Origin of the sequence: Dyadobacter luticola (assembly GCF_005860805.1) — a bacterium.
Lineage (GTDB): Bacteria > Bacteroidota > Bacteroidia > Cytophagales > Spirosomataceae > Dyadobacter > Dyadobacter luticola.
In genome coordinates, this window is sequence record NZ_VCEJ01000004.1 from 318721 (window position 1) to 332934 (window position 14214).

Annotated in this window: 11 protein-coding genes; 6 read left to right on the forward strand and 5 right to left on the reverse strand. The window is 48.3% G+C overall.

From position 1 onward, the window contains the following. Positions 1-14: 14 nt before the first annotated feature. Positions 15-1682, reverse strand: a complete 1668-nt coding sequence (gene ettA, locus FEN17_RS12065; RefSeq protein ID WP_138365613.1) for an energy-dependent translational throttle protein EttA — start codon at positions 1680-1682, stop codon at positions 15-17. Positions 1683-1753: 71 nt separating this feature from the next. Here ettA and FEN17_RS12070 point away from each other — a divergent pair, with 71 nt between their 5' ends. Further along, positions 1754-3046: a DUF349 domain-containing protein gene (locus FEN17_RS12070; protein ID WP_138365614.1), complete on the forward strand. Its 1293-nt coding sequence runs from the start codon at positions 1754-1756 to the stop codon at positions 3044-3046. Between the two features lie 3 nt (positions 3047-3049). On the opposite strand, the gene FEN17_RS12075 is transcribed toward FEN17_RS12070, so the two are convergent. After that, positions 3050-4072 (reverse strand): LacI family DNA-binding transcriptional regulator, encoded by a 1023-nt coding sequence (locus FEN17_RS12075; protein ID WP_138365615.1) that lies wholly within the window; start codon positions 4070-4072, stop codon positions 3050-3052. 312 nt (positions 4073-4384) lie between these two features. Here FEN17_RS12075 and FEN17_RS12080 point away from each other — a divergent pair, with 312 nt between their 5' ends. The 5 genes from FEN17_RS12080 (at position 4385) to FEN17_RS12100 (ending at position 9412) form a co-directional block, all read left to right on the forward strand. Then, positions 4385-4960, forward strand: coding sequence for an RNA polymerase sigma-70 factor (locus tag FEN17_RS12080; protein WP_229208797.1), 576 nt, complete (start codon positions 4385-4387; stop codon positions 4958-4960). 14 nt (positions 4961-4974) lie between these two features. Beyond that, on the forward strand, positions 4975-6171 hold the full coding sequence (gene uxuA, locus FEN17_RS12085; protein WP_138365617.1) for a mannonate dehydratase: 1197 nt from the start codon (positions 4975-4977) through the stop codon (positions 6169-6171). A gap of 1 nt (position 6172) precedes the next feature. Then, complete coding sequence (gene uxaC / locus FEN17_RS12090; RefSeq protein WP_138365618.1) at positions 6173-7594, forward strand: glucuronate isomerase; 1422 nt, start codon at positions 6173-6175, stop codon at positions 7592-7594. A 147-nt stretch (positions 7595-7741) separates the two neighbouring features. Next, the gene (locus FEN17_RS12095; RefSeq protein ID WP_138365619.1) at positions 7742-8737 is read left to right on the forward strand and encodes a sugar kinase; all 996 of its coding nucleotides are present in this window, start codon (positions 7742-7744) and stop codon (positions 8735-8737) included. A 12-nt stretch (positions 8738-8749) separates the two neighbouring features. Further along, positions 8750-9412: a bifunctional 4-hydroxy-2-oxoglutarate aldolase/2-dehydro-3-deoxy-phosphogluconate aldolase gene (locus FEN17_RS12100; protein WP_138365620.1), complete on the forward strand. Its 663-nt coding sequence runs from the start codon at positions 8750-8752 to the stop codon at positions 9410-9412. Here the strand turns inward: FEN17_RS12100 and FEN17_RS12105 are convergent, their stop codons facing one another. The 3 genes from FEN17_RS12105 to lon form a co-directional block, all read right to left on the reverse strand. Next, a complete protein-coding gene (locus tag FEN17_RS12105) occupies positions 9413-9994 on the reverse strand; it encodes a Uma2 family endonuclease (protein ID WP_138365621.1) in 582 nt (193 codons plus the stop codon). 69 nt (positions 9995-10063) lie between these two features. Continuing rightward, positions 10064-11569, reverse strand: coding sequence for a tagaturonate reductase (locus tag FEN17_RS12110; protein WP_138365622.1), 1506 nt, complete (start codon positions 11567-11569; stop codon positions 10064-10066). Between the two features lie 115 nt (positions 11570-11684). Then, the gene (lon, locus tag FEN17_RS12115) at positions 11685-14201 is read right to left on the reverse strand and encodes an endopeptidase La (protein ID WP_138365623.1); all 2517 of its coding nucleotides are present in this window, start codon (positions 14199-14201) and stop codon (positions 11685-11687) included. Positions 14202-14214 lie beyond the last annotated feature (13 nt).

Sequence of the window (14214 nt, forward strand, 5' to 3'; positions counted from 1 at the left end):
ACTGATGAATATTCTTATGCTAACTTCTTGTATTTGATTCGTTTGGGTACAGATTCCGTTCCCAGGCGTTTTTTTCTGTTTTCTTCGTATTCGGAAAAGTTACCTTCAAACCAGTAAACCTGAGAATCTCCTTCAAATGCCAGGATGTGTGTTGCCACGCGATCCAGGAACCAGCGGTCGTGGGAGATGATTACCGCGCAGCCTGCAAAGTTTTCCAGACCTTCTTCCAAAGCACGTAATGTGTTTACGTCCAAGTCGTTGGTAGGCTCATCGAGCAGCAGCAGGTTACCGCCTTCCTTCAAGGTCATTGCCAAATGTACCCGGTTGCGTTCTCCACCCGACAGGTTACCGACTTTTTTCTCCTGGTCGCCGCCGCCGAAATTGAACCGGCTCACATAAGCCCGCGCATTGGATTGTTTTCCGCCGATCATGATCCAGTCGTTTCCGTCCGCAATGCTCTGATACACCGTTTTGTTAGCGTCCAGGTTATCATGCTCCTGGTCCACATAAGCCAGTTCCACGGTTTCGCCTACATCAAAATGTCCTTCAAGCGGCTTCAACTGACCGGTGATCAGTTTGAAAAGTGTCGTTTTACCAGCTCCGTTGGGCCCGATAATGCCGACGATACCATTTGGCGGAAGCGAGAAATTCAGGTTTTCATAAAGCAGGCGGTCACCAAATCCCATCGAAACATTGTGTGCTTCAATGACTTTATTACCCAGTCGAGGCCCTGCCGGAATGAAGATTTCCAATTTTTCTTCTTTCTCCCTGCCTTCCTCGCCGAGCAATCTTTCGTATGCTCCGAGACGTGCTTTTGATTTCGCCTGACGACCTTTCGCGCCCATTCTTACCCATTCCAGCTCACGCTGCAAGGTTTTTTGACGTTTTGATTCGGTTTTTTCTTCTTTTTTCAAACGTTCCTGCTTCTGTTCCAGCCAGGACGAATAATTTCCTTTCCACGGAATACCTTCGCCCCGGTCAAGTTCCAGGATCCAGCCGGCCACGTTATCCAGGAAGTACCTGTCGTGGGTCACGGCGATAACCGTTCCTTTATATTGTCTTAAATGTTCTTCCAGCCAGAGTACCGACTCGGCATCCAGGTGGTTGGTAGGTTCGTCGAGCAGAAGCACGTCCGGCGTCCTCAGGAGCAGCCTGCAAAGTGCTACGCGGCGTTTTTCACCACCTGAAAGTGTAGCTACCGGCGTGTCGGAAGGCGGGCAGCGCAGGGCGTCCATGGCAATTTCGAGGCGGTTGTCCAGGTTCCAGGCATCGGCAGCGTCCAGTTTTTCCTGCACTTCTCCCTGGCGTTCAAGCAGTTTGTCAAAATCAGCATCTTCCGCACCGAAAGCCTCATTGATCTCATCGAATTCTTTCAGCAGGTTGACGATCTCCTGAACACCCTCTTCTACTACTTCTTTTACCGTTTTGTTGGGGTCGAGTTTAGGCTCTTGTTCCAGCATTCCCACCGAGTAGCCGGGAGAGAAAACCACGTCTCCCTGAATGTCTTTATCAATGCCCGCGATGACACGGAGCAGTGTGGACTTACCTGAACCATTTAAACCTAGTACCCCGATTTTTGCACCATAAAAAAAGGATAGATAGATGTTTTTAATAATATGCCGGTTTGGCGGAATGACTTTGTTCACTCCCGACATTGAGAAAATAATGGTTTCGTTACTCATTTTTTGTTTAATTTGTGCGTAACAAATATCGTTATATATCCCTACACTTAGCAGATAAAAAAATTGAAAGAATGGAAAATGCCACATTGAATGATGAATACGGCTACGTCAAAGACAGCAAAGTATTTTTAAAGGGGTACCTGGAATTCCCCGACCGGCAAATTGGAGAAGTAAAAAGGACAGAGCAGGAAGCGATAGATTATTTCAAGAATCGTTTTAACATTGTCCTGAACAAAGTAGAGCAACTGGAACAGGAAATAGACGAGGCACTTAATAAAGGCTCCTATCTGACCAAGCTGATCCAACTGCAACGTAAGCTAAAAGGTTTTGATGCGCTCGGCGATTTTGTCCCCCTGCTGCAAAGACTGGAAGAGAAAGAAGAATACCTGAAAGGCCTGATTGAAGTAAACCAGTTGAAAAACCTGGAAATCAAAAGGGCATTGATAGAGGATGTGAAAGTGGCCGCCGCCGTGGAAGATTACGCAGCTGCTACCGATCAGATCCAGGAAATCAAAGCGAAATGGATACGCACCGGACCGGTTGAAAAAGAGTATCAGGAAGAAGTTGAGACTACTTTTCAGCAAATCCTGGACGATTTCTTCCAGCGCCGCCGTGACTATTTCGATGAGCAAAACCGGGTGAACCAGGCGCGTATCGAGGAGTACGAAAAGTTGATCAAGATCACGAAAACACTGAGCTACTCCCGCGACCTGGACGATGCGTACGCAAAAGCAAGAGATGTTCGCAATGCCTGGAACAATGTCGGAGAAGTGCCTCCCAAACGTTTTTTCAAGGTCAACAAAGCTTATCGCCACTTCCTGAAACTGTTTTACGACAAGTATAACCTGGCCAAAGGTATCGAGCCAAAAGTACGTGTAGACCCGCGTATTGTGGAACAACAGAAATTGTTGCAACAAGCCGAAGCATTGCTGAAAGGGCCGGATATCATTGAGGCATCGCAGGAAGCCAAAATTTTGCTGAGCAAATGGAAGGAGATCAAAATTCCTTTCAAAATGGCCGACAAAGAGCTGGCAGAACGTTTCCGGATGATTTGCGACAAGATTTTTGAGCTCAGTTACCTGGCGCGCGTGATCAGCCGCAAGTATCCTGCATTTGAAATGAAAAGTCAGGAAGAGCAGATCCGCACCAAGTACCGCGAGCTGGAATGGCTGGCCAAACGCGAGAAGAGCGACCTCGAATTTGCGATCCTCGAATTTGACAGAACTGCCACTGGCGACCCTGAGATAGACAAACAAGCCGCAGGACGCATTAACATTCAAAAGCGCAAAGTGCAGATGAAAGAGCGCATCCTGGCCGAGTTCGACAGAAAGCTGAGATCACTGACCGGCGGAACAGGCGCTTAAAGATTAGTTTTTTAGCGAGGATTTATTAATAACAAGATTAGAAGGAAGTACCCTGGTCTCAAATTCGACCGGGGTATTTTTGCTTTCTATCAAATCCAGCAAAAGCGAAGTCGCCTGCTGGCCCATTTCAAAGGAAGGCTGCGTGATGGAGCTCACCGGCGGGTCGAGAAGTGACGACATGGCAAGGTCACAAAAGCCGATCACTGCTACATCGTCCGGCATTTTGTAGCCCAGCTGCCGCAGCGCCCAATGTATTCCCATCGTAATCCGGTCGCTGGCGCCGAAAATGGCGTCGGGTCGCTCCCGCAAAGCCATCAGCTGGTAAGTTCTCTCAGTCCCGCCCGACTGCGTGATCTCGCTGTGCAAAACCCACTCTTCCTGAAATTCAATATTATGTTTCCTTAACGCATCCTTATAACCTTCCAGCCTGAACCGCGTGATGGATACCGGCTTCGGTCCCGCAATGTGCGCAATGCGCCGGCAGCCGCGCTTGATCAAATGTTCGGTCGCCTCAAATGCGCCTTTGTAATCGTCTACCCGCACCTTATGCGTCTGCATCGCATCACTCACACGGTCGAAAAAAACCACCGGGATACCTTGTTCCTGCAGGGAAACAAAATGGTCCACATTCTCTGACTGACTGGAAATCGCCACCACCAGCCCGTCAACGCGGCGGGAAGCAATGTGTCTGGACGCCGAGCGCTCACGTTCCAGCAGCTCGTGACTTTGGTAAATCATGGTATGGTATCCCCGACTGTACGCAATATCTTCCACGCCACCAATCGCCGAGGAATAAAACCGGTTCGCAATGTCGGGCACAATGACGCCGATCGTTTGCGTGCGGTTTTTTAACAAACTGATGGCGATGGGGTTGGGGTAGTAATTGAGTTTTTCCGCCAGATCGATCACCCTTTTCTTCGTTTCCTCGCTGATCTCACTGCTGTCGCGCAGGGCCCGGGATACGGTGGATTTTGAAATGTTGAGCTGCCGGGCAATCTCTTTGATGGTGATAGAAACTTTTTTCATGATGTTATTGGAATAATGCAATCGTACTAAATTTTCTAAAAATTCACCCATCGCTTCAAGTTGCACAAAGTAATAAAAATCCGCGCAGGTTCCGGGAAAAATTGCGTAATCGGGAACGGTTCCGGGAACGGTTGCGTAGATTTATTGCTTTTTTTCAAGATTTATTTTTGTGTATCAACGAATCTCTCTTTAACTAGATATCATTCTGACGGTCTTCCTATACCCGTCCCCATTACACATCCAGGAAATTTTCTATAATTAACCTAGCCCAGTTAAATGGAGACTCAATCATTTACCAACAACCTTAAGTCTGTGTATTCTCAAAAAAATGTACTTGAAAATCTGTTCGGCAGAGTCGTAAAAAGTGGAGATTACCAGGCATTCCGCGAGCTTTTCACAAATCATTACAGGGCGCTGTGCAACTATGCCATGCGGGTGGTGGTGACGAGGGAAATTGCCGAAGAAGTGGTTTCTGATGTATTTGTAAAACTTTGGAAAAATCGCGATCAGATTGAGGTTCATACTTCATTTCAGGCTTACATTTACAGGGCAGTTCGCAACCAGGCACTCGATTATCTCAAACTTCGGGTACATCGCCAGAACGAGAGGGAGTCGCTGGAATCGGTTCAGTGGAATATGACCCATGCCGATCACTTCTCGCCTGTTGAAGAACTTTCCTTTAACGAATTTTACGCACACATCGAAGGATGTATCCAGGCGCTTCCACGCCAATGCCAGCTGATTTTCAGGCTGAGCAGGGAGGAAGGGCTGCGTTACCGCGATATCGCCGAGCGCCTGGAAATTTCAGTCAAAACCGTTGAAACGCAGATGAGCCGGGCATTAAAAGTTTTGCGCGAGCGTGTACCGGAACATCGATTAGTAGCATAAAAGATTTAGTAAAAATGGCATTAGAACAAACCTGGCGCTGGTTCGGCCCAAACGATCCGGTTTCCTTGCAGGATATCCGCCAAGCCGGGGCGACGGGCATCGTCACCGCGCTGCACCACATTCCCAACGGTCAAGTCTGGGAAATCGCCGACATTCAGGAACGAAAATCCATCATTGAAGCGGCCGGCCTCACCTGGTCGGTGGTGGAAAGCGTGCCGGTCCACGAAGCGATCAAAACCCGCACCGGGGACTTTGAGACATACGTTCAAAACTACCAGCAAACACTGCGTAACCTTGGCCAATGCGGCATTGATACGGTTTGCTACAATTTTATGCCGATCCTGGACTGGACCAGGACCGATCTGGATGCGCCGATGAAAGACGGCTCGACGGGGTTAAGGTTTGATGCAACACATTTCGCAGCATTTGATCTTTATCTTCTGAACCGGCCCGAGGCAGCAGCATTATATACCGAAGAACAAAAGTCAGCTGCAAAAGCATGGCTCGACGGAGCTTCTGAGGCTGACATTCATAAACTTGTCCGCAACATTATCGCGGGTTTGCCTGGATCAGAGGAAAGCTTCACGATTGAAGAATTCCGTAAAGTGCTGGAAACTTACAACAATGTAGGGGACCTGGAATTACGTACGAATTTGTACCAGTTTATCCAGGCCATCGGCCCGGTAGCGGCGGAAGCGGGGGTAAGGTTATCCATCCACCCCGATGATCCTCCTTATCCGATCCTGGGTTTGCCGAGGGTAGTAAGTACTGAAAATGATGCCCAAATGTTACTGGATGCTTTTGATCATCAGGCAAATGGCATTTGTTTTTGTACCGGATCTTATGGCGTGCGGCCGGATAATGATCTGCCCGGTATGGTAACCAGATTGGGAAGCAGGATACATTTCATCCACTTGCGGGCCACAAAACGCGAACCTGACGGCAGTTTTTACGAGGCCGATCATTTGGATGGGGATGTGGATATGTACAGCGTGATGAAAGCTTTGGTAGCCGAACAGAAAAAAAGACAGGAGGCGGGACGCACAGATCTGCGCATGCCTTTCCGGCCGGACCACGGCCACCGGATGCTCGACGATCTTTCGGCGACAAAAAGAACCAACCCCGGCTACACGGCTATCGGCAGGCTCCGCGGCCTGGCAGAGCTCCGGGGATTAGAATATGGCATTGAGAGGGCAGCTCAAACTCACTAAAATGACAACAATAGCTACTGCGCAAAAAACTTTTATCAGCGAGGACTTCCTGCTTCGCTCCGAAACGGCACGCATCCTTTATCATGATTATGCGAAGGAAATGCCGATCATTGATTACCACTGCCATCTGCCACCCGATCAGATTGCCGGCGACAAGCAATTTGAAAACCTGACGCAGATCTGGCTTTACGGCGATCATTATAAGTGGCGGGCCATGCGCGCAAATGGTATCAATGAAAAGTATTGCACGGGCGATGTCAGCGACTGGGAGAAATTCGAGCAGTGGGCTGCGACGGTGCCTTACACGATGCGTAACCCGCTTTATCATTGGACACACCTGGAATTGCTGCGCTATTTTGACGTAGATATTTTGTTAAATAAAGATACCGCGAGAGAGATATACGATGAATGTTCCGCGAAACTGAGGCAGCCGGATTTTTCTGTAAAAAGCCTGCTGACACGCATGAATGTGAAAGTGATCTGCACCACAGACGATCCGACCGATAACCTGGAATACCACCAGCAAATCGCCGATAGTGGTTTTGATATCAAGGTTTTACCGACGTTCCGGCCTGATAAATCCATGCTGCTGATCGACTCTCCGGTAGATTTCAAAGAGTACTTAGACAAACTGGAAACTTCTTCCGGCTTGACAATCAGCACGTATGATGATTTGCTAGCAGCTTTGCAAAACCGTCACGACTTTTTTGCCGCGATGGGCGGGAAGCTTTCGGATCATGGTTTGGAGCACATTTATGCAACTTACGATGAGGCGGCGGCAAAGGAAGGATTCAATCTGGCATTTAATGGTCAGTTACCAACTGAAATGCAGCGGACTGCTTTCAAATCGGCATTGCTCTACGAAGTGGCCAAAATGGATCACGCCAAATCCTGGACGCAGCAGTTTCACCTCGGGGCTTTACGGAATAATAATGCGAGAATGTTGCGCGAAACCGGCCCGGATACCGGCTGGGATTCCATTGGCGATTATAGTCAGGCGCAGGCATTGTCCCGGTTTTTAAATAAACTGGATTCGACCAATCAACTCGCGAAAACAATACTTTACAATCTTAATCCATCTGATAACGAGGTGCTTGCTACCATGACGGGTAACTATAACGATGGTAGCGTGGCAGGTAAGATGCAGTTCGGCTCCGGCTGGTGGTTTCTGGACCAGAAAGATGGTATGGAGCGCCAGATGAATGCATTATCGAATATGGGCCTGCTGAGCCAGTTTGTAGGAATGCTTACGGATTCGAGAAGCTTTTTGTCTTATCCGAGACACGAATATTTCCGCCGGATTTTGTGTAATCTCATCGGCGCCGACGTCGAAAATGGCGAGTTACCCAATGATATTCCCTGGCTTGGCAAAATGGTGGAGGATATTTCTTATCACAATGCCAACAGGTACTTTGGTTTTTAGAATAAACCTGGTTTTAACGACATTTTAAAGATAGCCCCGACCGATTGTTGTGGGCTATTTTAATGTTTAATCCTTATTTTTGACCGTCATTCATCTATCAAAGTCCTGGAACTGACTTCAAGGAGCAGGCAGGCAATAGTTAATAATATGGCTCAGATTGTTTCCTTCGGCGAAGTCCTGATGCGGCTTTCCACTCCCGGTTTCTCACGTTTCGAACAAGCCCGTCAGTTTAATGTAACCTATGCAGGCGGCGAGGCCAATGTGTCTGCCGCACTAAGCTACTGGGGTCACCACGCAGCACACGTCACCCGTTTTCCCGACTCACCGATCGGCAGGGCTGCCACCCAATACCTCGATTTTATCGGACTCGATACTTCGCACATTGTCTACGGCGGAAACCGGATCGCTGTTTATTTCCTCGAAACCGGCGTTGCCATGCGCGGAAGCCAAATCGTGTACGACCGTGCCAATTCTGCTTTGGCCGAAATGCAGCCGGAAGATGTGAACTGGGAGGAGATTTTGAAGGATGCCAAATGGTTTCACTGGGCAGGAATTACGCCAGCATTGTCTCAGGGTGCTGCTGACACTTTGCTCGCTGGTGTGAAGGCTGCCAAAAAATTGGGGGTAACTGTTTCAGGAGATATTTTTTACCGGCCCAATTTGTGGAAATACGGTAAAAAGCCGACGGAAATTCTGCCAGAAATCACTGCTAACACGGATATTGTGATTGCAAACGGTGAAAATATCAAGGAGATTTTTGACATTGACGGGAATGATTTTGTCGAATCCTGTGTCAATTTACAGAAGGCTTATCCCGGAGTAAAAATGGTTGTAGATACCAAAAGAACTTCCATTAGCGCCTCTCACAACCTTTTGCGGGCCTATTTGTGGAACGGAAAAGAGCTGCTTGAAACGGGCGACATTGAAATCAACCCGATCATCGACAGGGTAGGAGGAGGAGACGCTTTCATCGCCGGGCTTATCCACGGTCTGATCACTTTCGACGATCAACTGAAAGCATTGGAATTCGGCGTAGCGGCTTCAGCGCTGAAACACACGATCGAGGGAGACGCATTAATTTCGACGGTCGCGGAAGTGGAAGCGATCAGAAAAGGAGAAACTTCGGGAAGGATCAAAAGATAAACACCCCAGAATATGGACAGAGAAACAACATTGGTGCTGATTAATGAAGTCGGCATCGTCCCTTTATTTTATCACGCAGACATAGAAATTGCCAAGGAAGTGATCAACGCAAGTTACCGCGGCGGTGCCAGGGCATTTGAATTTACCAACCGCGGCGAGAATGCGTATCACGTTTTTACCGAGCTTTTGGCCTATACCAAAGAAAGCCTGCCCGGATTATCACTCGGGATCGGCACTATTTACGATGCCGAGACTGCACAAAAATTTATCGATGCCGGTACCGATTTTATCGTAACACCCTGCCTGAACCCGGAAGTGGGCCAGGCATGCCAAAAGGCAAACATTCCCTGGATACCAGGCATTTCCACATTAACGGAAATCTATAACGCCCAGCAAGCCGGCGCGGAAGTCGTGAAATTATTTCCGGGAGAAGTCGTAGGCTCAGCATTCGTCAGAGCGATCCGCGGCCCGATGCCAAAAGTAAAAATCATGGTAACCGGCGGCGTCCAACCCACCCGCGAAAGCATCAACGAATGGTTTGGAGCTGGCGCTTACGCAGTTGGTTTAGGATCCAATCTTTTTCCAAAAGACGTCGTAGCCGAAGGAAATTATCCCTGGATCGAGCAAAAAGTTGCGGAGAGCATCGCGCTGGTGAAAGAGTTTCGGGGTAAGTAACTAGTATTCAAGAATATCGCCGAGTCTGACCGAGAAATCGGTCAGCACTTCTGCGCCTGATAATATTTCGTCAAATGTTATAGTCGAAACCGGCGAATCAGGCGTATAAATGTAGGTAAGCTGTTGATCTGTGCAAATAAGCCAGGCCAGTCTCACACCGTTTTCCACCCATTTTATCATTTTTGCCTGCAGGTCGGTAAGACTATCCGTTTCTGATTTTAATTCTATGATAAAATCAGGCGCGAGATGCGGAAATGATTTCTTCTCCGCCATACTTAATGCCTTCCAGCGATCCAGTTTGATCCACGCTACATCCGGAACGCGCATGGAAGAATCCGCCAAAAAATAGCCTCCGTTGGATTCCAGGACCTTGCCCGCTTTATACTTACGGTTCCAGATGCCAAGTTCTGTAATTAACTCACTGTTATTTGAACTGCTGATCGCAAAAGTGGGTGTCATATTAATGAAGAGTTGTCCGCGCTCATCCCTTTCAATTACCAATTCCGGATTGGCAATGCTGAACGCAACCAGCTCTTCATCATTGAAAAATTCGTGGACAGGAATATTTAAAGGGACAATCATAATGGTGTATTTTCTCAAATATAAACATAAGATTGTCCACGAATATAACCGGGTCGCACATATCTTATCTCAAAACCCTGTCACCTTAATGCTGGTATCGTCGGTGTCGATTAATTCTTTCATGTTTTCCTTCACGGCGTCGGCGAAGCCGGGTAGCAGAGTCAGGTCGGTGTCCCATAATGTGGTATCGCTCAGGACTTGGTCGGCGAGGTCGAGCGGGGAGGCGGCGTTTTGCCATTTTTCGTCGAAATAGGCGGCCGAGTCGCAGCGGATGGAGTATGGTTCACCGTTTCGGTCGCCGTAAAATGCGCCTTCCTTGTGCACGACTGGCTTCATAAATCTTAGAAAAGCAGCGAAACCTTTGGCAAAAAGCATTGGTACCTCGTCTGTTTTTTCATAGTGATTTAAAAGCGTCGGAATGTTCCGCATTTTCATTTTGGCGGTGTACTGTACTGTAATATCGATCAGTTGGTGGCGGATAAAAGGATTTCTAAACCGGTCCAGAACCTGGTTGCCAAATTCCGCAGCCCTTTGCGGATCCACTTCATAAGGTATGGCGGGCGCCAGTTCATTCAACATTAAGTCCGCGATAAAAGCCGAGGTTTCCGCATTTTCCATGCTTTCGCGCACCGTATCCAGTCCATGCAGGAAGCACAATCCCGAAGCCAATGTATGTGTCCCATTCAGCAAACGCAGTTTTAGCTCGCGGTAAAGATCAATGTTAGGCTCGATCACTACGCCGCTGTCGGCATCCGCAAAGCTTAAAACCTTCCGCACATTTTCATCACCCTCAATCGCCCAGAGACGGTATACCTCCGAAACGATCAACAAATTGTCTTCAAAACCCTGCTTCTCGCATATCTCACTTACCGTCGCTGAATCGGGCTTGCCCGGTACGATCCGGTCTACCAGCGAGCTGCAAAAATGATTTGACTTTTCAAGCCACTGGATAAATGCCTCCTCCAAGTTATGTCTCGTAGCCTGTTCCAAAATAATCGAGCGCAGTTTCGGCCCATTTCCCACAATCAATTCCGTTGGCACAATCACCATACCCGATTCTTCCGAGCCGCCAAATGCTTTGAAACGCTCATACAAATAAGCCGTCAGTTTACCTGGAAACGATACCGGCGGAGAAGCCAGAATATCATCGTCTACCAGTTGAATACCCACTTCCGTCGTATTCGAAATAACAATTTTCAGCTCAGCATTGTGCGCACATTGCAGGATATCCGCCCAATGTGTGCTCGCCGAAAGTGTCCGGCTAATCGCCGCATTGATCACCGTCTCGTCCACCTGGCTGCCATTTTCAATGCCACGAATGCTATGCGAATACACATTATTTTGCTCCGCAAAAGCATCGGTACCCCCATTTCCAGTTGATTTCACCACCACGATCCGGCCGTTAAAAATCCCCTGCTGATTGGCTTTATTCACAAAATAATCGGGAAGGCCGCGGAGCAAAACACCGGTGCCAAACTGGATGATCTTTTCGGGAAGGGACAGTAAAGCCTGGTGATTGGGGAGCAGCTCGGGGCGCTGATCCAATAATGCCGGAGAGAGAAGTGGTAAAGCCATTTTGGGTAATGATAAGTACAATATGTTTGACGCGATTTGGGCAGGTATGCCCCTAAAAAAAGAGACGCTTTTACACGTCTCTTTCTCATTTTGAACCTTAACTAAAAAATCGGGGCTAGACACTCAGCGTTACATAGCCGCTTTCCTCTTTTTCTCTTCTTTCTTCAGGGAAAATGAAGGTTGTCGCATTTTTAACTTTATCCGGCAAAAGCGCGTAAGCCAAAACTTCATCGATCTGGTCCACATAATGGAAGCTCAGATCTTTAATGTAGTTCGCAGGCACTTCCTCCACGTCTTTTTTATTTTTAATACAAAGAATAATTTCTTTTACACCTGCCCGGCGCGCCGCCAAAATCTTTTCCTTCACGCCACCCACCGGAAGCACTTTTCCGCGTAAGGTTATCTCGCCGGTCATCGCAATAAATGGTTTCACCCGGCGCTGCGTAAAAATAGAAGCCATCGAAGTCACCATCGTCACACCCGCAGAAGGTCCGTCTTTGGGCACCGCGCCCGCAGGAACGTGCACGTGCAGGTCGTAGTGATTGAAAATCCGGTAATCAATACCCATGCGATCGGCATTGGCTTTGAGGTACGACAATGCTGCTACCGCCGACTCTTTCATCACATCCCCAAGCTGGCCGGACAATGTCAGGTTACCTTTTCCGCGGCTCAGGCTCGTTTCTATAAAAAGAATTTCACCGCCTACCGAAGTCCACGCAAGCCCGGTTACCACGCCCGCAAAATCATTATCCTGATACAGATCTTTATCAAAAATCTCCGCACCCAGGTATTTTTCAATGTGCTCCGCTTTGATCGTTTTGGGATAATCCTGCTCCATCGCCACGGATTTTGCAATTTTCCGAACCACACCGCCTACCTTTTGTTCCAGGTTTCTGACGCCCGATTCGCGGGTATAGCCTTCGATAATTTTAAGCAATGCCGAATCATCTACCTTCACGTCGGTAGCTTTCAAACCGTGGTCCTTGCGTTGTTTCGGAACCAGATACCGTTTTGCGATTTGTAATTTCTCCTCAATCGTGTAGCCGGTCATTTCTATGATCTCCATTCTGTCCCGCAGCGCCGGGTGAATGGTGTCCAGCGCATTGGCAGTGGCTACAAATAATACCTTTGAAAGATCGTATTCGACTTCCAGGTAATTATCTGTAAATGAAGAGTTTTGTTCTGGGTCGAGTACTTCCAACAAAGCTGACGAAGGATCGCCGCGGTAATCGGAGCTTACCTTATCGATTTCATCCAATATAAATACCGGATTGGCAGAACCTGCCTTTTTAATGTTCTGAATGATCTTGCCCGGCATTGCACCAATGTAGGTTTTCCGGTGCCCGCGGATTTCCGCCTCGTCGTGCACACCACCCAGTGCCATGCGGATGTATTCCCGGTTGAGTGCTTTGGCAATGGATTTTCCAAGTGAAGTTTTACCCACTCCCGGAGGGCCATACAAACAAAGGATCGGCGCTTTCAAATTGCCTTTCAGCTTCAAAACGGCCAGGTATTCGATGATGCGTTCCTTCACTTTTTCAAGACCAAAGTGATCGGCGTCCAGCACTTTTTGTGCCCGCACCAGATCAAAATTGTCCTTGGTATATTGTCCCCAGGGCAGATCCACCAATGTTTCGAGGTAGTTCATGGTCACGGGATATTCCGGCGCCATGGGGTTGATGCGTTGCAGCTTATTGAGTTCTTTTTCAAAATGCGCCCGCGTCTGGTCCGACCATTTTTTTTGTCCGGCTTTCAGGCGGATATCGTCCAGGTCACGCTCGGGGCTATCCATGCCCAGCTCGTCGTGCAGCACTTTTATTTGTTGGCGGAGAAAATAATCACGCTGCTGCTGGTCAATGTCGGAGCTTGCTTTCGTCTGAATTTCCCGTTTCAGTTCCAGCATTTCAATTTCCCGCATCATGTATTGCAGCAGGAGCGTCGCCTGTTTGTGGCCGTTCCTTTCTTCCAGCAGCTTTTGTTTATCAGCTACTTCAACATTAATGTTCGAGGACAAAAAGTGAATCAGGAAAATCGGGCTTTCAATGTTATCCAGCGCGATCCGGGCTTCCTGAGGGATTTCCGGGTTGAGGCGCATAATCTTATGCGCACCATCACGCAGCGATTGCAGTAAAGCCTTGGACTCCTTTTTGGTGGGTCCTACAAATGAATCCTCAATCCCGCGTACTTCGGCTGTCAGGTAAGGCTCCTCACTCACGATCGACTTGATCTCAAAACGCTGCCTGCCCTGCACGATGATCGTCACATTCCCGTCGGGTAATGTGATCATTTTCAGTATTTGAGCAACCGTACCTACATTATACAAGTCCTCAGCCGTAGGGTCTTCCTTATTGGGAATCGCCTGAGTAACAGCGCCTAGTATACGTTGGTTTATGTCTGAGTTGCGGTATATCTTCTTAACAAGCCGAATGGCTTTCTGACGCACGACGGTAACCGGAATAACCATCCCGGGAAAAAGTACTGTTTGCCTGATCGGCAGTATGGCTAGTTCATTGGGAAGTTCAAAAGGCTCATCGGAGCCGTCGGGGCTACCGAGGGGGACAATTTCAAGGCTATCCATATCCGAATCGGACATAAGTAGCCGACTATATAAGTCAGAAGGTTCAAATTTCATAGGCATTCTGTCA